This is a genomic window from Enterobacter sp. I4, assembly GCF_022669095.1.
Taxonomy (GTDB): Bacteria; Pseudomonadota; Gammaproteobacteria; order Enterobacterales; family Enterobacteriaceae; genus Enterobacter; species Enterobacter pasteurii.
In genome coordinates this window covers 607,715-628,721 of sequence record NZ_JALBUO010000001.1, presented here as the reverse complement: position 1 = coordinate 628,721, position 21,007 = coordinate 607,715, and the positions used below count along the sequence as shown (strand labels likewise).

The 21,007-nt window shown below is 58.7% G+C and carries 20 protein-coding genes; 8 read left to right on the top strand and 12 right to left on the bottom strand.

What is annotated here, in order from left to right:
- Positions 1 to 2 precede the first annotated feature (2 nt).
- The 4 genes from prfB to xerD form a co-directional block, all read right to left on the bottom strand.
- Positions 3 to 1,101, bottom strand: a protein-coding gene (gene prfB, locus MOQ06_RS02975) for a peptide chain release factor 2 (protein ID WP_096147815.1) whose coding sequence is annotated in 2 segments (ribosomal slippage) — positions 3 to 1,025 and positions 1,027 to 1,101 — 1,098 coding nt in all. Because the reading frame shifts where the segments join, the coding sequence is not laid out codon by codon here.
- Between the two features lie 90 nt (positions 1,102 to 1,191).
- A complete protein-coding gene (recJ, locus tag MOQ06_RS02970) occupies positions 1,192 to 2,925 on the bottom strand; it encodes a single-stranded-DNA-specific exonuclease RecJ (protein ID WP_242170761.1) in 1,734 nt (577 codons plus the stop codon).
- 5 nt (positions 2,926 to 2,930) lie between these two features.
- A complete protein-coding gene (gene dsbC, locus MOQ06_RS02965; RefSeq protein WP_193354929.1) occupies positions 2,931 to 3,644 on the bottom strand; it encodes a bifunctional protein-disulfide isomerase/oxidoreductase DsbC in 714 nt (237 codons plus the stop codon).
- Positions 3,645 to 3,672: 28 nt separating this feature from the next.
- Entirely contained in the window at positions 3,673 to 4,569 is an 897-nt protein-coding gene (xerD, locus tag MOQ06_RS02960; protein ID WP_003863442.1) for a site-specific tyrosine recombinase XerD, read from the bottom strand.
- 101 nt (positions 4,570 to 4,670) lie between these two features.
- Here xerD and fldB point away from each other — a divergent pair, with 101 nt between their 5' ends.
- Positions 4,671 to 5,192 (top strand): flavodoxin FldB, encoded by a 522-nt coding sequence (fldB, locus tag MOQ06_RS02955; protein WP_242170758.1) that lies wholly within the window; start codon positions 4,671 to 4,673, stop codon positions 5,190 to 5,192.
- Positions 5,193 to 5,197: 5 nt separating this feature from the next.
- Here the strand turns inward: fldB and MOQ06_RS02950 are convergent, their stop codons facing one another.
- Together MOQ06_RS02950 and sdhE are read right to left on the bottom strand one after the other, a co-directional pair.
- On the bottom strand, positions 5,198 to 5,608 hold the full coding sequence (locus tag MOQ06_RS02950; RefSeq protein ID WP_148418554.1) for a protein YgfX: 411 nt from the start codon (positions 5,606 to 5,608) through the stop codon (positions 5,198 to 5,200).
- The gene (gene sdhE / locus MOQ06_RS02945; protein ID WP_010435322.1) at positions 5,589 to 5,855 is read right to left on the bottom strand and encodes an FAD assembly factor SdhE; all 267 of its coding nucleotides are present in this window, start codon (positions 5,853 to 5,855) and stop codon (positions 5,589 to 5,591) included. Before sdhE ends, MOQ06_RS02950 begins: the two co-directional genes overlap by 20 nt.
- A 294-nt stretch (positions 5,856 to 6,149) precedes the next feature.
- On the opposite strand from sdhE, the gene ygfZ reads away from it, so the two are divergent.
- Complete coding sequence (gene ygfZ, locus MOQ06_RS02940; RefSeq protein ID WP_242170742.1) at positions 6,150 to 7,130, top strand: tRNA-modifying protein YgfZ; 981 nt, start codon at positions 6,150 to 6,152, stop codon at positions 7,128 to 7,130.
- Positions 7,131 to 7,241: 111 nt separating this feature from the next.
- Here ygfZ and MOQ06_RS02935 read toward each other — a convergent pair whose 3' ends face one another.
- Positions 7,242 to 7,901, bottom strand: a complete 660-nt coding sequence (locus MOQ06_RS02935) for a hemolysin III family protein (protein ID WP_148418552.1) — start codon at positions 7,899 to 7,901, stop codon at positions 7,242 to 7,244.
- 266 nt (positions 7,902 to 8,167) lie between these two features.
- Between MOQ06_RS02935 and MOQ06_RS02930 the strand changes: the two genes are divergently transcribed.
- From MOQ06_RS02930 to MOQ06_RS02905, 6 genes are all read left to right on the top strand, one after another.
- Positions 8,168 to 8,899, top strand: coding sequence for a MurR/RpiR family transcriptional regulator (locus tag MOQ06_RS02930; protein WP_148418661.1), 732 nt, complete (start codon positions 8,168 to 8,170; stop codon positions 8,897 to 8,899).
- Between the two features lie 116 nt (positions 8,900 to 9,015).
- A complete protein-coding gene (gene bglA / locus MOQ06_RS02925) occupies positions 9,016 to 10,449 on the top strand; it encodes a 6-phospho-beta-glucosidase BglA (protein ID WP_176609540.1) in 1,434 nt (477 codons plus the stop codon).
- A gap of 124 nt (positions 10,450 to 10,573) precedes the next feature.
- Positions 10,574 to 10,933: a copper resistance protein gene (locus tag MOQ06_RS02920; RefSeq protein WP_148418550.1), complete on the top strand. Its 360-nt coding sequence runs from the start codon at positions 10,574 to 10,576 to the stop codon at positions 10,931 to 10,933.
- A gap of 48 nt (positions 10,934 to 10,981) precedes the next feature.
- Complete coding sequence (locus MOQ06_RS02915; protein ID WP_242170739.1) at positions 10,982 to 12,991, top strand: protein-disulfide reductase DsbD domain-containing protein; 2,010 nt, start codon at positions 10,982 to 10,984, stop codon at positions 12,989 to 12,991.
- A gap of 1 nt (position 12,992) precedes the next feature.
- Positions 12,993 to 13,595 (top strand): DsbA family protein, encoded by a 603-nt coding sequence (locus MOQ06_RS02910; protein WP_148418548.1) that lies wholly within the window; start codon positions 12,993 to 12,995, stop codon positions 13,593 to 13,595.
- Entirely contained in the window at positions 13,585 to 14,085 is a 501-nt protein-coding gene (locus tag MOQ06_RS02905; protein ID WP_242173200.1) for a protein disulfide oxidoreductase, read from the top strand. Before MOQ06_RS02910 ends, MOQ06_RS02905 begins: the two co-directional genes overlap by 11 nt.
- Positions 14,086 to 14,087: 2 nt before the next feature.
- Here the strand turns inward: MOQ06_RS02905 and MOQ06_RS02900 are convergent, their stop codons facing one another.
- The 5 genes from MOQ06_RS02900 to ubiI form a co-directional block, all read right to left on the bottom strand.
- Entirely contained in the window at positions 14,088 to 14,831 is a 744-nt protein-coding gene (locus MOQ06_RS02900) for an SDR family oxidoreductase (RefSeq protein WP_148418547.1), read from the bottom strand.
- A gap of 70 nt (positions 14,832 to 14,901) precedes the next feature.
- Positions 14,902 to 17,775, bottom strand: coding sequence for an aminomethyl-transferring glycine dehydrogenase (gene gcvP, locus MOQ06_RS02895; RefSeq protein WP_242170736.1), 2,874 nt, complete (start codon positions 17,773 to 17,775; stop codon positions 14,902 to 14,904).
- Between the two features lie 122 nt (positions 17,776 to 17,897).
- Positions 17,898 to 18,287: a glycine cleavage system protein GcvH gene (gcvH, locus tag MOQ06_RS02890; RefSeq protein WP_006811885.1), complete on the bottom strand. Its 390-nt coding sequence runs from the start codon at positions 18,285 to 18,287 to the stop codon at positions 17,898 to 17,900.
- Positions 18,288 to 18,310: 23 nt separating this feature from the next.
- Positions 18,311 to 19,405, bottom strand: coding sequence for a glycine cleavage system aminomethyltransferase GcvT (gene gcvT / locus MOQ06_RS02885; protein ID WP_242170732.1), 1,095 nt, complete (start codon positions 19,403 to 19,405; stop codon positions 18,311 to 18,313).
- 397 nt (positions 19,406 to 19,802) lie between these two features.
- Positions 19,803 to 21,005, bottom strand: a complete 1,203-nt coding sequence (ubiI, locus tag MOQ06_RS02880) for an FAD-dependent 2-octaprenylphenol hydroxylase (RefSeq protein ID WP_242170713.1) — start codon at positions 21,003 to 21,005, stop codon at positions 19,803 to 19,805.
- Positions 21,006 to 21,007 lie beyond the last annotated feature (2 nt).

Sequence of the window (21,007 nt, the reverse complement as noted above, 5' to 3'; positions counted from 1 at the left end):
CCTCATAACCCTGCTTTCAAACTTGCTTCGATAAATTGGTCCAGGCTGCCGTCCAGCACCGCCTGCGTGTTGCGGGTTTCAACCCCGGTACGCAGGTCTTTGATGCGGGAGTCATCAAGGACGTAAGAACGGATCTGGCTGCCCCAGCCGATGTCGGACTTGTTGTCTTCCATCGCCTGTTTCTCAGCATTTTTCTTCTGCATTTCCAGCTCATAAAGCTTCGCTTTCATCTGCTTCATGGCCTGGTCTTTGTTCTTATGCTGGGAACGGTCGTTCTGGCACTGTGTTACCAGCCCGGTTGGAATGTGGGTAATACGCACCGCGGATTCCGTACGGTTAACGTGCTGACCGCCCGCGCCGGATGCGCGGTACACGTCGATGCGCAGATCCGCCGGATTGATGTCGATATCGATATCTTCATCCACTTCCGGGTAGACAAACGCGGAGCTGAAGGAGGTGTGGCGACGGCCGCCGGAGTCGAACGGGCTCTTACGCACCAGGCGGTGAACGCCGGTTTCAGTACGCAGCCAGCCGTAGGCGTAATCGCCAATAATCTTGATGGTGACGGACTTGATGCCTGCCACTTCACCTTCAGACTCTTCGATAATTTCGGTTTTAAAACCGCGCGCTTCTGCCCAGCGCAGATACATACGCATCAGCATGCTGGCCCAGTCCTGCGCTTCGGTACCGCCAGAACCTGCCTGAATATCGAGATAGCAGTCAGCGCTGTCGTATTCGCCGGAGAACATGCGACGGAATTCCAGCTGCGCCAGCTTCTCTTCCAGCACGTCGAGCTCTGCCACGGCTTCGTTAAAGGTTTCTTCGTCGTCAGCTTCGACGGCCAGCTCCAGCAGCCCAGAAACATCTTCCAGACCCTGCGCCATTTGATCCAGCGTATCTACGATGGCTTCGAGGGAGGAACGCTCTTTACCCAGCGCCTGCGCGCGTTCAGGTTCGTTCCAGACGTCCGGCTGTTCCAGCTCGGCGTTTACTTCTTCGAGACGCTCTTTCTTGGCATCGTAGTCAAAGATACCCCCTAAGAACGTCGGAGCGCTCCGTGAGGTCCTGGATGCGGTTTTTTACCGGATTAATTTCAAACATGGTCTGTTTTCTTTTATGAGCTTGTCAAAATGCGGTGATAAGAGCGGGATTGTACCGAATCCACGCCCTTTTTTATAGAGATTACTGACGCTAAATTGGCCAGATATTGTCGATGATGATCTGAAGGGAGCGGTTACCGCGAAACTCGTTAATATCCAGCTTGTAGGCCAGCTCAACCTCACGCACGCCGTTGTCCGGCCAGATGGAGGTATCAACGTTGAAGGCTATACCGTCGAGCAGCGGACCGCCGCCGACCGGTTCCACCATCACCTTGAGGTGGCGTTCGCCCACGATGCGCTGTTGCAGCAGGCGGAAGCGCCCATCGAAAAGCGGCTCCGGGAACATCTGCCCCCACGGGCCCGCATCGCGCAACATCTGCGCCACTTCCATGGTCATGTCTGCCGGGGAAAGCGCGCCGTCTGAAACCACTTCCCCCTGCAACAGCGCCGGATCGATCCACTCGGTGACCAGCTCGCCAAACAGGCGCTGGAAGTCGTCGAACTTTGACTCTTCCAGCGACAGGCCCGCGGCCATCGCGTGGCCGCCGAACTTAATCATCAGGTTCGGGTGCAGCGTGTCGAGACGCTCCAGCGCATCGCGCATGTGCAGCCCCTGAATCGAACGGCCAGAGCCTTTCAGCGTGCCGTCTCCAGCAGGCGCAAACGCAATCACCGGACGGTGGAAGCGCTCTTTAATGCGCGATGCCAGAATGCCCACCACGCCCTGGTGCCACTCGGGGTGATACATCGCCAGCCCGCCCGGCAGGGTATCGCCGCTGCGCTCCAGCTTTTCGCACAGGGTTAGCGCTTCGGCCTGCATCCCCTGCTCAATCTCTTTACGCGTCTGGTTTAGCGCGTCCAGCTCGCTGGCCAGCACGCGGGCCTCGCCGATGTTGTCGCACAGCAGCAGCGCCACGCCGACGGACATATCGTCCAGCCTTCCGGCAGCGTTCAGCCGCGGCCCGAGGGCAAAGCCCAAATCGCTTGCCGCAAGCTTCAGCGGATCGCGGTTGGAGATTTCCAGCAGCGCCTTGATCCCCGGACGGCATTTGCCCGCCCGAATGCGGCTCAAGCCCTGCCAGGTGAGAATACGGTTATTGGTATCCAGCGGCACAACGTCCGCTACCGTTCCCAGCGCCACCAGATCGAGATACTCCGCGAGGTTCGGTACGGCAATCCCGCGCGATTCAAACCAGCCCTTGTCGCGCAGCAGCGTGCGTAACGCCAGCATCAGATAAAACGCCACCCCTACCCCGGCAAGCGATTTCGACGGGAAATCGCAGTCGCGCAGGTTCGGGTTAATAATCGCTTCGGCGGCAGGCAGGGTGTCCCCCGGCAGATGGTGATCGGTGACCAGTACCGGGATCCCCAACCGATGGGCGTGATCGACCCCGGCATGAGACGAGATCCCATTATCCACGGTCATGATCATCTGCGCGCCACGGGCGTGGGCCTGATCGACCACTTCCGGGCTGAGGCCGTAGCCATCTTCGAAGCGGTTCGGTACCAGATAGGTCACGTTATCGCAGCCCAGCGCACGCAGGCTGAGCACGCTCAGCGCGGTGCTGGTTGCGCCGTCCGCATCAAAATCGCCCACCACCACAATGCGCGTCCCTTCACGGAACGCGTTGTAGAGCATTTCGGCGGCGTTTTCGATGCCGGACAGCTGCTGCCAGGGCAGCATGCCTTTGACGCTGCGCTCAAGATCGCTTGCCGTACGCACGCCGCGGCTGGCATACAGCCGCTTTAACAGCAGCGGAAGATCGTCAGGTAAATGAGCGGTGTCACCCGCATCACGGCGGCGCAGTTTTATCGGGGCTTTCACGCGAATTATTTACCACCCATCTGTTTCTGGTGCTCGTCGAGGAACGCTTTCATCTCTTTTGGCCCCTGATAGCCCGGCACCACGTAGCCATTGCTCAGTACGATTGCAGGGGTACCGGTTACGCCAAACTGCACGCCCAGCGCGTAGTGGTTAGCGATGTCGATGTCGCAGGACGCAGGCTTCACGCCTTTGCCGTTCATCGCATCATCAAAGGCCTTGTTGCGGTCTTTCGCACACCAGATCGCCTTCATATCCTGCTCCGGCTGGCTCTGTACGCCGGCGCGCGGGAAGGCCAGGTAACGCACGGTAATGCCCAGCGCGTTGTAGTCTTTCATCTCTTCATGCAGCTTGTGGCAGTAGCCGCAGGTGATGTCGGTGAAGACGGTAATAACGTGCTTTTCCTGCGCCGCTTTGTAGACAATCATCTCTTTTTCGAGCGCGTTCAGGTTTTTCATCAGCAGCTGGTTAGTGACGTTCACCGGCTGCGCGCCGCTCACGTCGTACATCGGCCCCTGAATGATGTGCTTACCGTCTTCGGTCACGTACAGCACGCCGCTGTTGGTCAGGACGGTTTTCATACCGGCCACCGGTGCAGGCTGAATATCGCTGCTGGTAACGCCGAGCTTGGTCAGCGACTGTTTGATGGCGGCATCATCCGCATGGGCCAAACCGGTAACCGAAGCTGCCAGCAGGGTGAACAGCGCAAAAGTCTTTTTCATATATGATCCTGTAACAATTCGTCGGCACTCACGCGCGAGGGTGGTGCTGTTGGTGTAGCTGCCGCAGGCGTTCCGTCGCGACATGGGTGTAAATCTGCGTCGTTGAAAGATCGCTGTGTCCAAGGAGCATCTGCACCACGCGTAAATCAGCGCCGTGGTTTAGCAGATGCGTCGCGAAGGCGTGACGCAAAACGTGCGGCGACAGCTTCTCGCTGTCTATACCCGCCAGTGTGGCGTAATGTTTTATACGATGCCAGAAGGTTTGTCGCGTCATCTGCTGCGCGCGCTGGCTCGGGAACAATACATCGATGGAGACGCCGTTCAGCAGCCACGGACGCCCGTGCTCCAGATACGTCTCCAGCCAGTAGACCGCCTCTTCGCCGAGCGGCACCAGCCGTTCTTTATTTCCTTTACCGATGACGCGCACCACGCCCTGACGCAGGCTGATATCGCTCATCGTCAGGCCCACCAGCTCAGAAACGCGCAAGCCCGTGGCATACAATAGTTCAAGCATGGCTTTATCGCGTAACTCCAGCGGAAGGTCAACCGCGGGCGACTGTAATAATCTCTCAACTTGTGCTTCGCTGAGATCTTTTGGCAACCGCTGCGGCAGCTTGGGCGAGGCCAGCAGCGCGCTCGGGTCGTCCGCGCGGATTTTCTCGCGGTAAAGGTGCTGGAACAGGCGGCGCATGGCGCTCAGCAGACGCGCGGAGCTGGTGGCTTTATAGCCCCCTTCCATGCGCTCGGCCAGTAACCCTTGCAGGTCATCGCTTTGCGCGCTTTCAAGCGTCAGCCCCCGATGCGCCAGCCACTCCACCAGCAGGGTAAGATCCCGCCGATAGGCGCTGAGCGTATTTTCAGCGAGGTTTTTCTCCAGCCACAGCGCGTCGAGAAACTGTTCGATGAGTGCGAGATCCTTTTCCACATCAGCCCCTTTGAGTCTGCAATCCGGCCATTATGCCTGATTGCCATCGGTTTCTGGTACACTACGCGCAAAGTCATAGCAAGAATTGAGATTGTTACGCGATGAATATTGGTCTGTTCTATGGTTCCAGCACCTGCTACACCGAAATGGCGGCGGAGAAAATTCGCGACATCATTGGCCCGGAACTGGTGACGTTGCATAACCTGAAAGATGACGCGGTCGCGCTGATGGAACAGTACGATGTGCTGATCCTTGGCATCCCCACCTGGGACTTCGGAGAGTTACAGGAAGACTGGGAAGCTATCTGGGATCGGCTCGATTCCGTCAATTTTGACGGCAAAATCATCGCGATGTACGGCATGGGCGACCAGCTGGGCTACGGTGAATGGTTCCTCGACGCGCTCGGCATGCTGCATGACAAGCTGGCGCCCAAAGGCGCGACGTTTATCGGCTACTGGCCAACAGAAGGCTACGAGTTCACCAGTAAAAAACCGATAATTGCCGACGGCCAGCTGTTTGTCGGGCTCGCGCTGGATGAGACCAACCAGTACGACCTCAGCGACGAACGCCTGCAAGCCTGGTGCGAACAGATTCTGGGCGAGATGGCCGAGCAGTTCAGCTAACGCGCTTACTCCTGCGTCGGCTGCTGCATCATCAGCCGGCGCAGATCGCGCCACTCCGCGGCATCCATACTGTCTGCCGCCAGCCACAGGTGCTGACGACGACCGCCCTCAACCCGGCGCAACCGCAGCATCATCCCGGCGTTAAGCATCCATGGCGCACCGATAATCTCCCACTCTTTTCCCTGCCAGCGCAGGCGAGAATCCATCAGCAGCTTAATTTCACCCTGGCGGGCATTAATCCGACGCTGGCTGCGCACGCTGTCAAACACCACAAACGACAGCAACAGCAACCACAAAGGGGTGTAGCTAAGCGGCCACGGCATTAATAACACCAGCGCCGCGACCAGACCGTGGAGCAGTAACGACATCCACTGTGAGCGCCACGAGACGCGAAGATCAGATTGCCACAGGACCACGTTCCCGATTCCGTGTTTGAATTAATTGCACCATCCGTTGCAACTCGGTGTCGGCGGGCTTGCCGTGATTCATAAGCCAGTTGAATAAATCCGGATCGTCAGACTCAAGCAGGCGGACAAACAGGCGCTTATCGTCATCGCTTAAGCTGTCATACTCATACTCGAAGAAGGGCATGATGGAGATATCAAGTTCACGCATGCCGCGACGGCACGCCCAGTGAATACGGGCCTTGTTGTTAATATCCATGTTCTGTTTCCTGCATTACGTTTGGCACAGTTGGTATCCCGTTCGGTATTCATTATTGCTCTTCGGGAACACCTGCTAGTGTAACGCGTTTTTGACCGTTACTTTACTGGAATATTGCGAACCTCGTACAGGCTTCCAGAATAATCCCTCTAAAGACAGCGGATTACACTATTTTGCGTAGCGCCACGCATAACCAGGTAATGGCACGAATGGCCTGCTGAAAGCGCTTGCAATGAATACAGTCTCTTTTACCATTAGGTATTATCAAAGCGTTAAGCAATTCAGGACAACACTATGGCATTTACACCATTTTCTCCTCGCCAGCCCGCCGCCTCTGCGCGTCTGCCGCTGATGCTGATTACTCTTGATGACTGGGCACTGGCAACGCTGAGCGGTGCGGACGGTGAAAAATACCTGCAAGGCCAGGTCACGGCAGACGTGGCGCAGCTGACTGAACACCAGCACCTGCTTGCCGCACACTGCGATCCAAAAGGCAAAATGTGGAGCAACCTCCGTCTGTTCCGCCGCCAGGACGGGTTCGCCTTTATTGAGCGCCGCAGCCTGCGTGACGCTCAGCTTAAGGAGCTGAAAAAATACGCCGTCTTTTCTAAGGTCAGCATCGAGCCGGACGATGAACACGTTCTGCTGGGCGTCGCGGGCTTCCAGGCGCGCGCAGCGCTGAAAAACCTGTTTGCCGAGCTGCCGGATGCGCAAAAACAGCTGGTTAGCGAAGGGGCAACCTCCATTTTGTGGTTCGAACACCCGGCGGAGCGCTTCCTGCTGGTAACGGACGTGGCTACCGCAGAACGCATCACCGACGCCCTGCGCGGCGAAGCACAGCTCAACAACAGCCAGCAGTGGCTGGCGCTGAACATCGAAGCGGGTCTGCCGGTGATTGACGCGGCAAACAGCGCACAGTTTATTCCGCAGGCAACCAACATTCAGGCGCTGGGCGGCATCAGCTTTAAGAAAGGCTGCTACACCGGTCAGGAAATGGTGGCGCGTGCGAAATTCCGCGGAGCGAACAAACGCGCCCTGTGGACCCTGGCGGGGCACGCCAGCCGCGTGCCGGAAGCGGGCGAAGATCTCGAAATGAAAATGGGCGAAAACTGGCGCCGTACCGGCACCGTGCTAGCCGCCGTGCAGCTGGACGACGGGCGCCTGCTGGTTCAGGTTGTTATGAATAATGATATGGAGCCCGACACCGTGTTCCGCGTGCGGGATGATGCGAACACGCTCAGCATCCAGCCGCTGCCGTATTCACTGGAAGATTAAGCATTTTTGCCGGGTAGCGGCTTCGCCCTACCCGGCCTGCGGTTCTGGAATACCCCCTCTCCCACCGGGAGAGGGCCGGGTTCAGGGCATCAGACCGCACCTTACTAAAAACTACACCTGCCCCACATACAGATAAATGGCCAGGAAGTGGCACACGCTGCCCCCCAGCACAAAGCCGTGCCAGATGGCATGATTGTAAGGGATGCGCTTGCAGACGTAGAAAATGACGCCCAGCGAGTAGACCACGCCGCCCACCGCCAGAAGGGTTACCCCTCCCACCGCAAGCTTAATAGCCAACTGATACACCACAATCAGCGACAGCCAGCCCATCGTCAGATAGGTGACCAGCGACAGCACCTTAAACCGGTGGGCGATGGTCAGCTTAAACAGGATCCCCAGCAGCGCCAGGCTCCAGATCACAATCATCAGGCCACGCGACAGCGGTGAGTTTAACCCCACCAGCAAAAACGGCGTGTAGGTCCCTGCAATAAGAAGATAGATAGCGCAGTGGTCAAATTTTTTGAGCCATGTCTTCGCCCGTTGATGCGGAATAGCGTGATACAGCGTCGAGGCCAGGAAAAGCAGGATCATACTCCCGCCATACAGGCTGTAGCTGGCGATCGCCATCGCGCTGGCGTTGGTGTCCGCTGCCTGTACCAGCAGCAGCACCAGGCCGACAATCCCAAAAACCAGGCCAATGCCGTGGCTAATACTGTTGGCTACTTCCTCAGCCAGTGAATATCCCTGTGCGATTAATGGTTTGCTCACCATACTTAACTCCGGGAAAACTAAAGATGATTATTCATCGCCAGTCTATGCTAACTGAGAATGATTCCAGTGAACACCTGTTAGCTAAAATAAATACGCGTTAATAATTTAACGCTATAAATCATAGACATAAAAAAAGAATCCGCCGCACAGATGTATATGTTTTTATTAATATCAGCGTAATCAAGGAGATAAAACCATCTTCCCGCTTCAGGGGGCATGGTATGATTGATCAATAGTGTCCGACAGCGAGTGTAGCCATTGTGAGCATCTTCTCCCATTCCGCCATTGCCAGCCTCAATAACCTGGAAATGCTGGTCTACAACTACGTCATTAAGAACCGCGACAAGGTGATGTACATGACCATCCGTGAGCTGGCGGATGCGGCTGGCGTCTCCACCACCACCGTCCTGCGCTTCTGTCGTAAGCTCAACTGCGAAGGCTATTCGGAATTTCGGGTGCGCTTTAAGCTCTATCTGGAGCAGAACGAGCCGCAGCAGGCAAATTTTGGCGCCAGCGAAATTATCAGTTTCTTTAAAAGCGTGAATAACGAAGAGTTCGATGCCCTGCTAGATGAGGCTGTTGATATTATCTTATCATCTGAGCGAATTATCTTTGTCGGCGCGGGCACATCCGGCTCGCTGGCAAAATATGGCGCACGTTTCTTTTCTAATATCGGGAAATTCAGCAACCATATCGACGATCCTTATTTCCCGGTCACCAACGACATGGCTAAAAATGCGCTGGCGATTGTGCTCTCCGTCTCCGGCGAAACCGAGGAGATCCTGCGCTTTGCCAGCCAGTTCAGCCTTCACCGCTGCAAGGTGCTCTCCATTACCAGCCACGAACATTCCCGTCTCGCGAAGCTGGCAGACTTTAATCTCTCCTGGCACGTGCCGCAAACGCGAATTGGCGGCGTCTACGATATCACCACGCAAATTCCCGTCATCTATATTCTGGAATCATTAGGGCGGAAACTGGCGAAGAAATTAACGGAATAAAACACCCTGTTTTTTTGATGTGACAAATTACAATTTGCGCGAATTGTTATATCGTGACATTTAATTCCGCTTTGCTAGACTCGAAATCAATAAGTCCTTAATTGAGAATAGCAAAGATGAAAAAACTGACCTTACCAAAAGATTTTTTATGGGGCGGCGCGGTGGCGGCGCACCAGGTTGAAGGCGGCTGGAATAAAGGCGGCAAAGGGCCAAGCATCTGCGACGTGCTCACCGGCGGGGCCCACGGCGTCCCGCGTGAAATCACTCAGGACGTGATTGAAGGCAAATATTACCCGAACCACGAGGCCGTGGACTTTTACGGCCATTACAAAGAAGACATTAAGCTGTTTGCCGAGATGGGCTTCAAATGCTTCCGTACCTCCATTGCCTGGACGCGCATCTTCCCGAAAGGAGATGAAGCTCAGCCAAACGAAGAGGGGCTGAAGTTTTACGACGACATGTTCGATGAACTGCTGAAGTACAACATCGAGCCGGTGATCACCCTCTCCCATTTTGAAATGCCGCTGCATCTCGTTCAGGAATACGGCGGATGGACCAACCGTAAGGTGGTCGATTTCTTCGTGCGCTTCTCGGAAGTGGTGTTTGAGCGCTACAAAAATAAGGTCAAATACTGGATGACCTTCAACGAAATCAATAACCAGCGCAACTGGCGCGCGCCGCTGTTCGGCTACTGCTGCTCCGGCGTGGTGTATACCGAACACGACAACCCCGAAGAGACCATGTACCAGGTGCTGCACCACCAGTTCGTGGCCAGCGCGCTGGCGGTGAAGGCCGCACGCCGCATCAACCCGGAGATGAAGGTTGGCTGCATGCTGGCGATGGTGGCGCTCTATCCTTACTCCTGCAAGCCAGAAGACGTCATGTTTGCTCAGGAATCCATGCGCGAGCGCTACGTCTTTACCGACGTGCAGCTGCGCGGCTACTACCCGTCTTACGTGCTGAACGAGTGGGAGCGCCGTGGGTTCTCCATCAAAATGGAAGCGGGGGATGAACAGATCCTGCGTGAAGGCACCTGCGACTACTTAGGTTTCAGCTACTACATGACCAACGCGGTGAAAGCGGAAGGCGGCACCGGTGACGCCATTTCCGGCTTCGAAGGCAGCGTGCCGAATCCGCACGTGAAGGCATCCGACTGGGGCTGGCAGATTGACCCGGTGGGCCTGCGCTATTCGCTGTGCGAACTGTACGAGCGTTACCAGAAGCCGCTGTTTATCGTCGAAAATGGTTTCGGTGCCTACGACAACGTGGAAGAGGACGGCAGCATCAACGATGACTACCGCATCGACTACCTGCGCGCCCACGTGGAAGAGATGATGAAGGCCGTGACCTGGGACGGCGTGGATCTGATGGGCTATACCCCGTGGGGCTGCATTGACTGCGTCTCCTTCACCACCGGCCAGTACAGCAAGCGCTACGGCTTTATCTACGTGAACAAGCACGACGACGGCACCGGCGACATGTCCCGCTCCCGTAAGAAAAGCTTTGAGTGGTACAAAACCGTGATTGCCAGCAACGGCGAAACGCTGTAACGGCTCGCCCTCTCTGCCAGCGGAGAGGGCAAACCGCTTATCATCCAGACACTTCTTTACAGCTTTAGCGTTGCCAAAATATGTTCGCCCGATAATATAGGCGTCCTGAATATTAGAGGCGAACATGATCAAGCGACAACGCAACGCTATCCTGCTGGTAGCCCTGGCCTGTCTGGTAGTGCTGATATGCACCGCCCAGCGGATGGCCGGGATGCACGCGCTCGTCATGAATGTCACCGCCTCAGCTCAGACTGTTCAGCAGGGCCAGGAGGGCGTCGACGCGCCGGTTACGCCGTGTGAGCTCAGCGCCAAGTCGCTGATGGCGGTCCCGCCAATCTTGTTTGAAGGTGCCCTGTTTGCCGTTACCCTGCTGCTGGCGTTGCTGGCAGCGAACCCGCCGCGCCGCGAGCGGCTGTGGCCTCCCCGCGTTATTTCCCCGCCCCGATTACGGGTGCATCTGCGATTATGCGTCTTCCGTGAGTGAGGATCGGCCTGTCATTTCAGGTTAATTCATCATTTACGGAGATAATTTATGTTTACTGTATTCAGGCGACTGCTGGTCTGCCTGCTCTGGCTATGGCTGCCCCTCAGCCAGGCCGCCGACAGCGGCTGGCTGCGCGCCGCCGATAATCAGCACGCCAGCGTCAGGCTGCGTGCGCAATCCGAAAGCGCTGGCGAAACCCGTCTGCTGCTGGACGTCGCCCTGCAAAAAGGCTGGAAGACCTACTGGCGCTCGCCGGGAGAAGGCGGCGTCGCACCCGCGATCGCCTGGCATCAGCCTGTGGACGCAGCCTGGCGCTGGCCCACCCCGCAGCGTTTCGACGTAGCGGGTATAACCACGCAGGGCTATCACGGCGACGTGAGCTTTCCCATCACCCTGCGCGGCGAGATCCCCCAAACCTTAAGCGGCGTGCTGACGCTATCTACCTGTAGCAATGTCTGCATTCTGACTGACTACCCGTTTTCGCTGGACATGACCGCGCCCGCAGGAGCCGGTTTTGATTACGACTTCAGCCGGGCAATGGGCACCCTTCCGCTCAGCGGCGGGTTGACCTCAGCGCTCAGCGCCAGCTACGCCCCCGGCAAACTGACCGTAACGGCACAACGTGACGCAGGCTGGCAGGAGCCGTCGCTGTTTATCGACGGCATGGACGATGTGGATTTCGGCAAGCCGACCCTCACCGTGCGCGGTCATTCGCTGGTGGCCACCGTGCCCGTGACGGATAGCTGGGGCGAGGACGCGCCCAGCCTCAGCGGTAAAACCCTGTCGCTGGTTCTCGCCGATAGCGGGCAGGCGCAGGAGTCCAGCCTGAGCATTCAGCCGGGCAACGCCGCGCCGGCGTTCTCGCTGGGCTGGGTGCTGCTGATGGCGCTGGCCGGCGGTCTGATCCTCAACGTCATGCCCTGCGTATTGCCCGTGCTGGCCATGAAGCTGGGCACGCTGATGCAAACCGAGCAGCGGGCCCGCGTTCAGGTGCGCCGCCAGTTTCTTGCCTCAGTCGCCGGGATCGTTATCTCGTTCCTCGCGCTGGCGCTGATGATGACGGTATTACGGCTGGGCAATCAGGCGCTTGGCTGGGGGATCCAGTTCCAGAACCCGTGGTTTATTGCCGCAATGGCGCTGGTGATGGTGCTGTTCAGCGCCAGCCTGCTGGGATTATTTGAAATTCGTCTCCCTTCCGGCACCAGCACGTTCCTCGCCACGCGCGGCGGGAACGGTCTGGCAGGCCATTTCTGGCAAGGCGCGTTCGCTACGCTGCTGGCGACGCCCTGCACCGCGCCGTTCCTCGGCACTGCGGTATCGGTCGCGCTGGCGGCGCCGCTTCCCCTGCTGTGGGGGATCTTCCTGGCAATGGGGATCGGCATGAGCCTGCCGTGGCTGCTGGTTGCCGCCTGGCCGGGGCTGGCCCGGAAGCTGCCGCGACCGGGACGCTGGATGAACGTCGTGCGAGTGGCGCTCGGCCTGATGATGCTTGGCTCATCGCTGTGGCTGCTGAGCCTGCTGACGGTGCACATTGGCACCGTGCCCGTTATCACGCTGGGGGTACTCCTGATCCTCGCTCTGCTGCTGGTCACCGCCTGGCGCTACCGCTGGCAAACGGCCCTGCGCGCCGGGGCATTCGCCATCGCGGTGGCTGGAGCGGTCGCGTTTGTTTCCGGCTCCGGCAGCGAGGGTTCCCGCCGCGATCGTATTAACTGGCAGCCGCTCAGCGAGCAGGCCATAGCCCGCGCGCTGGCGGAGAATAAGCGGGTATTTATTGACGTCACCGCCGACTGGTGCGTGACCTGTAAAGCCAATAAATACAACGTGCTGCTGCGCGACGACGTGCAGGATGCGCTATCCGCCCCGGACGTTGTCGCCCTGCGCGGCGACTGGAGCCGCCCCTCCGACACCATCAGCCAGTTCTTAACCACGCGCGGCAGCGCCGCCGTGCCGTTTAATCAGATTTACGGACCAGGGCTGCCGCAGGGCCACGTGCTGCCTCCGCTGTTAAGCCGCGAAGCGGTGCTTACCACCCTGTCCGATGCGAAAGGAAAATAACATGCGCACATTTATCGCCTTACTGCTGCTCTCTTTATCGACGTTCAGTTTTGCCGCGCCGACTGAGGGTTCTTCCGATGACCAGCTGGCGGCGCTGCTGTTCAGCGATCCGGCCAGCCCGCGAACGGGTGCAACATCGCCGAAGCTCACCATCGTCTCCTTCACGGACTACAACTGCCCTTACTGCAAGCAGTTCGACCCGATGCTGGAGAAAATCGTGCACGAGAATCCCGACGTGCAGCTCATCATCAAACTGCTGCCGTTCAAGGGGCAAAGCTCGGTGAATGCCGCTAAAGCGGCGCTTTCGACGTGGCAGCAGGCGCCGGATAAATTCTGGGCGCTGCACCAGCGGCTGATGATGAAAAAAGGTTACCACGATGACGCCAGCATCGCCGCCGCGCGGGCTAAAACCGGAACGGACGGCATTAAAACGGATGATAAAACCATGGACAGCTTAAAGATGAACCTGATCCTGTCTCAGGTGCTGAATATTCAGGGCACCCCGGCAACCATCATCGGTGACCAGATGGTCGCGGGCGCCATTCCTTATGACGATCTGGAGGGGCTGGTCAAAGAACAGCTGGCAAAAGCCCGTGGCGGGTAAATTCCCGCGCCTGGTGCGCGAGCTGGCGATGTGGTTGCTGATTGGCGTAGCCGTGAGCCTGGCGGTGGACTATTTCCGCCAGCCCGCGCTGCCGCAGAATTTCGCGTCAACCACGCTGCAAACCCTCGACGGTCAGCCTGTCGATCTTATCGCCATGAGCGAGGAGCGTCCGCTGCTGGTTTACGTCTGGGCGACGTGGTGCGGCGTCTGCCGCTACACCACGCCGTCGGTAGCGGCGCTTGCCGCAGACGGGGGCAACGTGATATCGGTTGCGCTGCGCTCGGGCGATAACGCTACGCTCGAACGGTGGCTGAGGAAGAAGAAGCTGGCGATGCCCACGGTTAACGACGCCAGCGGGGAACTGGCGCGCCAGTGGGACGTTCAGGTAACGCCCACGCTGGTGACGATCTCTCACGGGGAGGTGAAGTCGATCACCACCGGCTGGACCAGCGGCTGGGGAATGCGCCTGCGGCTGTGGCTGGCGTCGTAGCCTTATTTGCCGCCAGCCAGCTCGAGGAAGCTGCCGGTGACATAGGAGGCGCTGTCGCTCAGCAGCCAGACGATGGCCTGGGCGACCTCCTCCGGCTGACCGCCGCGCTGCATGGGCAGCAGTGACTTCACCCGATCCACACGCCCCGGCTCGCCGCCGGAGGCGTGAATATCGGTGTAAATCAGGCCAGGCCGCACGCAGTTAACGCGAATGCCCTGCGCCGCCACCTCCAGCGCCAGGCCGGTCGTCAGGGAGTCTACCGCCCCCTTGGAGGCGGCATAATCCACATATTCACCCGGCGCGCCCAGCCTGGACGCCGCCGACGAGACGTTCACAATCGCCCCTCCCTGGCCGCCGTGCTTATGCGACATGCGCTTTACCGCCTCGCGACAGCAGAGAAAATAGCCGGTGACGTTAGTGGCCAGCACGCGGTTAATACGTTCAGCGGTGAGGTTTTCAACGGTGGACTGTTCAAACAAAATCCCGGCGTTATTCACCAGCGCGGCAAGCGGCTCACCTTCGCGGTCGATGCTGTCGAACATCGCCATCACCTGCGCTTCGTCGCTGATGTCCGCGCGCACGGCAAAGGCCTTTCCGCCCGCCTCCACGATGTGATTAATCACCTCAGTCGCGGCCCTGATGTTGTGGTGAAAATTCACCGCGACGGTGTAGCCTTCGCGCGCCAGCTGTAGCGCGGTGGCTTTACCAATGCCCCGGCTGGCGCCGGTGACCAGTGCAATTGCCATTCTCTTCTCCCAATAAAAAAGCCGGGCGGCGGCATCGCCTTGCCCGGCCTGGAGTACTACACCATTCAGGTTACTGGTATTCGCTCATCGGCACGCAGGAGCAGAACAGGTTACGGTCGCCGTACACGTCATCAAGACGCTTCACGGTCGGCCAGTATTTGTTTGCCACGCCCGCCGGGAAGACGGCCAGTTCGCGGGTGTAGCCGTGACTCCACTCTGCCACCAGTTCGTTCTGGGTATGCGGCGCGTTAACCAGCGGGTTATCTTCCAGCGTCCACTCCCCGCCCTTCACGCGGTCGATTTCGCTGCGGATCGCCAGCATCGCGTCGATGAAGCGGTCCAGCTCCACCTTGCTTTCAGACTCGGTCGGCTCAACCATCAGCGTACCCGCAACCGGGAAGGACATGGTTGGCGCGTGGAAGCCGTAGTCGATGAGACGCTTGGCAATATCCAGCTCGCTGATGCCCGTCTCTTCTTTCAGAGGACGAATATCAAGGATGCATTCGTGCGCCACGCGACCGTCGCGGCCGGTGTAGAGCACCGGATAAGCGTCCTTCAGACGCGTTGCGATGTAGTTGGCGTTGAGGATCGCCACCTGGCTGGCCTGCTTCAGCCCTTCCGCGCCCATCATGCGGATGTACATCCAGCTGATTGGCAGAATAGAGGCGCTGCCGAACGGTGCCGCAGAGACCGCGCCCTGACGAGTCAGCATGCCTTCGATCTGCACCACGCTGTGGCCCGGCACAAACGGAGCCAGGTGCGCTTTCACGCCGATTGGCCCCATACCCGGGCCGCCGCCGCCGTGCGGAATACAGAACGTTTTATGCAGGTTCAGGTGCGACACGTCTGCGCCGATAAAGCCCGGCGAGGTGATGCCCACCTGGGCGTTCATGTTCGCGCCGTCGAGGTAAACCTGGCCGCCGAACTGATGCACTACTTCGCACACTTCACGAATGGTCTCTTCGTACACGCCGTGGGTGGACGGATAGGTGACCATGATGCAGGAGAGCTTCTCACCCGCCTGCTCCGCTTTCGCGCGCAGGTCGGCGAGATCGATGTTGCCGTTTTTATCGCAGGCCACGACCACCACTTCCATTCCCGCCATCTGCGCAGAGGCCGGGTTGGTGCCGTGGGCGGAGCTTGGGATCAGGCAGATATCGCGGTGGCCCTCGTTGCGGCTTTCGTGATAGTGACGGATCGCCAGCAGGCCCGCATATTCACCCTGCGCGCCGGAGTTCGGCTGCATGCAGAGGGCGTCGTAGCCGGTCAGCTTCACCAGCCAGTCGGACAGCTGGTTGATCATCATGTGATAACCTTCCGCCTGCTCGGCCGGGCAGAACGGGTGCAGCTCGGAGAATTCAGGCCAGGTAATGGGGATCATCTCCGCCGCGGCGTTCAGCTTCATGGTGCAGGATCCCAGCGGGATCATCGCCTGGTTCAGCGCCAGATCCTTGCGCTCCAGAGAGTGCATATAGCGCATCATCTCGGTTTCGCTGTGGTAGCGGTTGAACACCGGGTGGGTCAGGATCGCGTCAACACGCAGCATGCTCTCCTGAATGGAGCGGCTGTCGTGCGCCACCTCTTTGTCCAGCGCGTCGATGTCCAGACCGTGCGCGTCGCCCAGCAGTACGTCAAACAGCGTCGCGATATCGTCGCGAGTCGTGGATTCATCAAGGGTGATCCCCACCGCATGATGGATGTCGCTGCGCAGGTTGATTCGCGCTGCATCAGCGCGCGCCAGCACGGCCGCCTTGTCCGCCACGTCAACGCACAGGGTGTCGAAGTAGTGCTCATGACGCAGCTTAAGGCCTTTCTGCTTCAGGCCGCAGGCCAGAATATCGGCCAGACGGTGGATGCGGCCGGCAATGCGTTTCAGCCCTGCCGGACCGTGGAACACCGCGTACAGGCTGGCGATGTTTGCCAGCAGCACCTGCGAGGTACAGATATTGGAGTTCGCTTTCTCGCGGCGGATATGCTGCTCGCGGGTCTGCATCGCCATGCGCAGCGCGGTGTTACCGGCAGCATCTTTCGATACGCCGATAATGCGCCCCGGCATGGAGCGTTTAAATTCATCTTTTGCGCCAAAGAAGGCCGCGTGCGGGCCGCCGTAGCCCATCGGCACGCCGAAGCGCTGCGCAGAGCCGAAGACGATATCTGCGCCCTGCTTGCCCGGTGCCGTCAGCAGCACCAGCGCCATAAAGTCAGCGGCGACGCTCACCACCACCTTGCGGGTTTTCAGCTCGGCAATCAGCGCGCTGTAGTCATGCACTTCACCGGTCGTGCCCACCTGCTGTAACAGCACGCCGAAGACGTCCTGGTGATCCAGCACTTTGTCAGCGTCGTCGACGATCACGTCAAAACCGAAGGTTTCCGCACGGGTACGCACCACGTCCAGCGTTTGCGGATGCACGTCCGCCGCCACGAAGAAGCGGTTGGCGTTTTTCAGCTTGCTCACGCGCTTCGCCATCGCCATCGCTTCGGCGGCGGCGGTCGCTTCATCCAGCAGAGAGGCAGAGGCGATATCCATACCGGTCAGATCCAGCGTCACCTGCTGGAAGTTCAGCAGCGCCTCCAGGCGGCCCTGGGACACTTCTGGCTGATACGGGGTATAAGCGGTGTACCAGCCCGGATTTTCCAGCATGTTACGCAGGATCACCGGCGGTAACTGCACGTTGGTGTAGCCCATGCCAATATAAGACTTATAGCGCTTGTTAAGGCCGGCAATGGCCTTCAGCTCCGCCAGCGCGGCGAACTCCGTGGTGGACTCGCCCACCTGCGGCGGCGTGGCAAGCTGGATGTCTTTTGGCACGATCTGGCCGATCAGTGCGTTTAATGAATCCGCGCCAACTGTCTTCAGCATCTCCTGCTGTTGCTGAGCATCCGGCCCAATGTGACGTTCAATGAAGGCGCCACGGTTTTCAAGCTGGCTTAAAGTCTGTGTCATGAGCGATGGTTCCTGAAACGTGCAGTGAATTTAAGTTCCCTCTCCCGGAGGGAGAGGGTTAGGGTGAGGGGAAGATGGGCGCCCTCACCCCTGCCCTCTCCCGAAGGGAGAGGGATAATGGCTTACTCGTCTTCTAACAGGGCTTCGTACGCGGTCGCATCCAGCAGCGCGGCAACCTGCGCTTCGTCGCTGGCTTTGATCTTAAAGATCCAGCCGCCTTCATACGGCTCGCTGTTCACCAGCTCCGGGGAGTCGCTCAGCGCGTCGTTTACGGCAACAATTTCACCGCTGACGGGAGCATAGATGTCAGAGGCCGCTTTAACGGACTCAGCCACCGCGCAGTCGTCGCCTGCGCTCACGGTTGCGCCCACTTCCGGCAGGTCAACAAACACCATATCGCCCAGCAGCTCCTGCGCGTGCTCGGTGATCCCAACGGTGTAGGTGCCGTCCGCCTCTTTGCGCAGCCACTCGTGTTCTTTGCTGTATTTCAGTTCTGCTGGCACATTGCTCATTGAAGTTCTCCTGATAAAAATAGTTAGGCGACCGGCTTACCGGCGCGAACAAAAATCGGTTTGGTCACGTTGACCGGCATTTCACGGTTGCGGATCTGCACCACCGCCGTTTCACCAATACCCGCCGGCACGCGTGCCAGGGCAATACTGTAGCCGAGCGTCGGGGAGAAGGTTCCGCTGGTGATCGTGCCTTCGCGATGGTTACCGTCGGCATCGGTGAAGCGCACCGGCAGTTCGCCGCGCAGCACGCCTTTTTCCTTCATCACCAGGCCAACCAGCTGTTCAGTGCCCTTTTCACGCTGCATCTCCAGCGCTTCCCGGCCAATAAAGTCACGGTCAGCCGGCTCCCACGCGATGGTCCAGCCCATGTTGGCCGCCAGCGGAGAGACGCCCTCGTCCATCTCCTGACCGTAGAGGTTCATACCCGCTTCCAGACGCAGCGTATCGCGCGCGCCCAGGCCAGCTGGCTTGACGCCCGCCTCCACCAGCGCGCGCCAGAAATCAGCGGCTTTTTCATTTGGTATGGCAATTTCATAGCCCGCTTCACCGGTGTAGCCAGTGGTGGCAATAAACAGATCGCCCGCCTGCACGCCGAAGAACGGCTTCATGCCTTCGGTGGCCTTACGCTGCTCGTCGTTAAACAGGGAGGCGGCTTTCGCCTGGGCGTTCGGGCCCTGCACGGCAATCAGCGACAGGTCATCACGAACGGTGATGTCGATGGCGTAAGGTTCAGCGTGTTGGGCGATCCAGGAGAGGTCTTTTTCGCGGGTGGCGGAGTTGACAACGAGGCGGAAGAAATCTTCAGTGAAGTAATAGACGATGAGGTCATCAATCACGCCGCCCGAGGCATTGAGCATGCCGGTATAAAGCGCTTTGCCCGGCGTCTTCAGTTTGGCGACGTCGTTTGCCAGCAGATAACGCAAAAACTCCCGGGTGCGGCTTCCGCGCAGGTCGACAATCGTCATGTGGGACACGTCGAACATACCGGCATCGGTGCGCACCGCGTGATGCTCATCAATTTGCGAGCCGTAGTGCAGCGGCATCATCCAGCCGTGGAAGTCCACCATGCGGGCGCCGCATAACACGTGCTGTTCGTACAAAGGAGTCTGTTGAGCCATCTTTTCCTCGTTGAAAAATTCACCGTGAAACCCGGTGTCGGCCTCGCCATCCGGAGCCGACGCAAACGTTCTCTTTTACCTGAACTTACCACCGAAACCGGCGGTTAACCATAAGGTAAAGCGGGTCATCACATTAGCTTATGACCAAAAAACGCAGGAAAGCCTACAGAGTTATCGACTGGCAAAATGCGACTAAACCCGCATAAAATTAACATTCTTCTTACAGGATTTAGCAGATGGTGATATTTCGTGCGGAAAAACGGCCAGAATTTCCGTAACATAAAAATAGTAAGATTAGATTTTCTAATGCGAAAAATGAGGTGAAATTAGATTATTTCAAACGAGGATATTCACCCGGCGCGGAGGCCGGGAAAATAAAGTGTGACGGGGGTCAATACTATCGTAGCCAGTCGGGCAGATCGTTAAGGCCCATTGCCTGACGAAGAAGCTGTGGCTTGACGCCCGGAAGGGTATCAGCAAGTTTCAGACCGATATCCCGCAGCAGTTTTTTCGCCGGGTTCGCGCCGGCAAACAGCTCGCGGAAGCCCTGCATGCCCGCCAGCATCATCGCCGCGCTGTGCTTGCGGCTGCGCTCGTAGCGGCGCAGATAAAGATGCTGACCAATGTCTTTGCCTTCACGATGCAGACGACGCAGCTCCTCAACCAGCTCAGCCGCGTCCATGAAGCCGAGGTTAACCCCCTGCCCGGCCAGCGGGTGAATGGTATGCGCCGCATCGCCCACCAGGGCCAGACGGTGCGCCGCAAACTGACGCGCGTAGCGGCCGGTTAACGGGAACACCTGACGCTCGCTTTCAAGCGTGCACAGGCCCAGACGGTTATCAAAGGCCATGCACAGCGCCTGGCTGAACGCCTCCGGCGTCGCCTCCTGCATCTGCTGCGCTTTTTCCGGCACCAGAGACCAGACGATGGAGCACAGATGCGGATCGGCAAGCGGCAGGAAGGCCAGAATACCGTCGTTGTGGAAAATCTGGCGTGCGATGCCGCCGTGCGGCTCTTCGGTGCGGATCGTGGCAACCATCGCGTGATGGCGGTAATCCCAGAAGGTCAGCGGAATGTCCGCTTTGTTACGCAGCCAGGAATTTGCGCCGTCGGCCCCCACCACCAGACGCGCGGTCAGCATGTCGCCGCTTTCCAGCGTCAGAAACGCGTCGTTTTCGCCCCATGCCACCTGCTGAAGCGTGGCGGGAGCGATAAGGGTGACGTCGCTGCACTGCTGCGCTTTGCGCCACAGCGCGTGGTGGATCACCGCGTTCTCAACGATGTGCCCAAGGTGGCTATAGCCCATGCTTTCATCGTCAAACGCGATGCGGCCAAAGCTGTCTTTGTCCCACACTTCCATGCCGTGATAGCAGCTGGCGCGCTGCGCCACGATCTCAGACCAGACGCCGAGGTGCGTCAGTAACTTTTCGCTGGCCGCATTGATCGCCGAGACGCGCAGCTCCGGCGGTGCATCCTGCGCCACGGGCTGCGGCGCTTTCTGCTCAAGCACGGCCACGCGCAGGCCGCTGCCCTGTAAGCCACAGGCCAGCGCCAGTCCTACCATTCCGCCGCCAACAATGGCGACATCAACATTTTGCACGG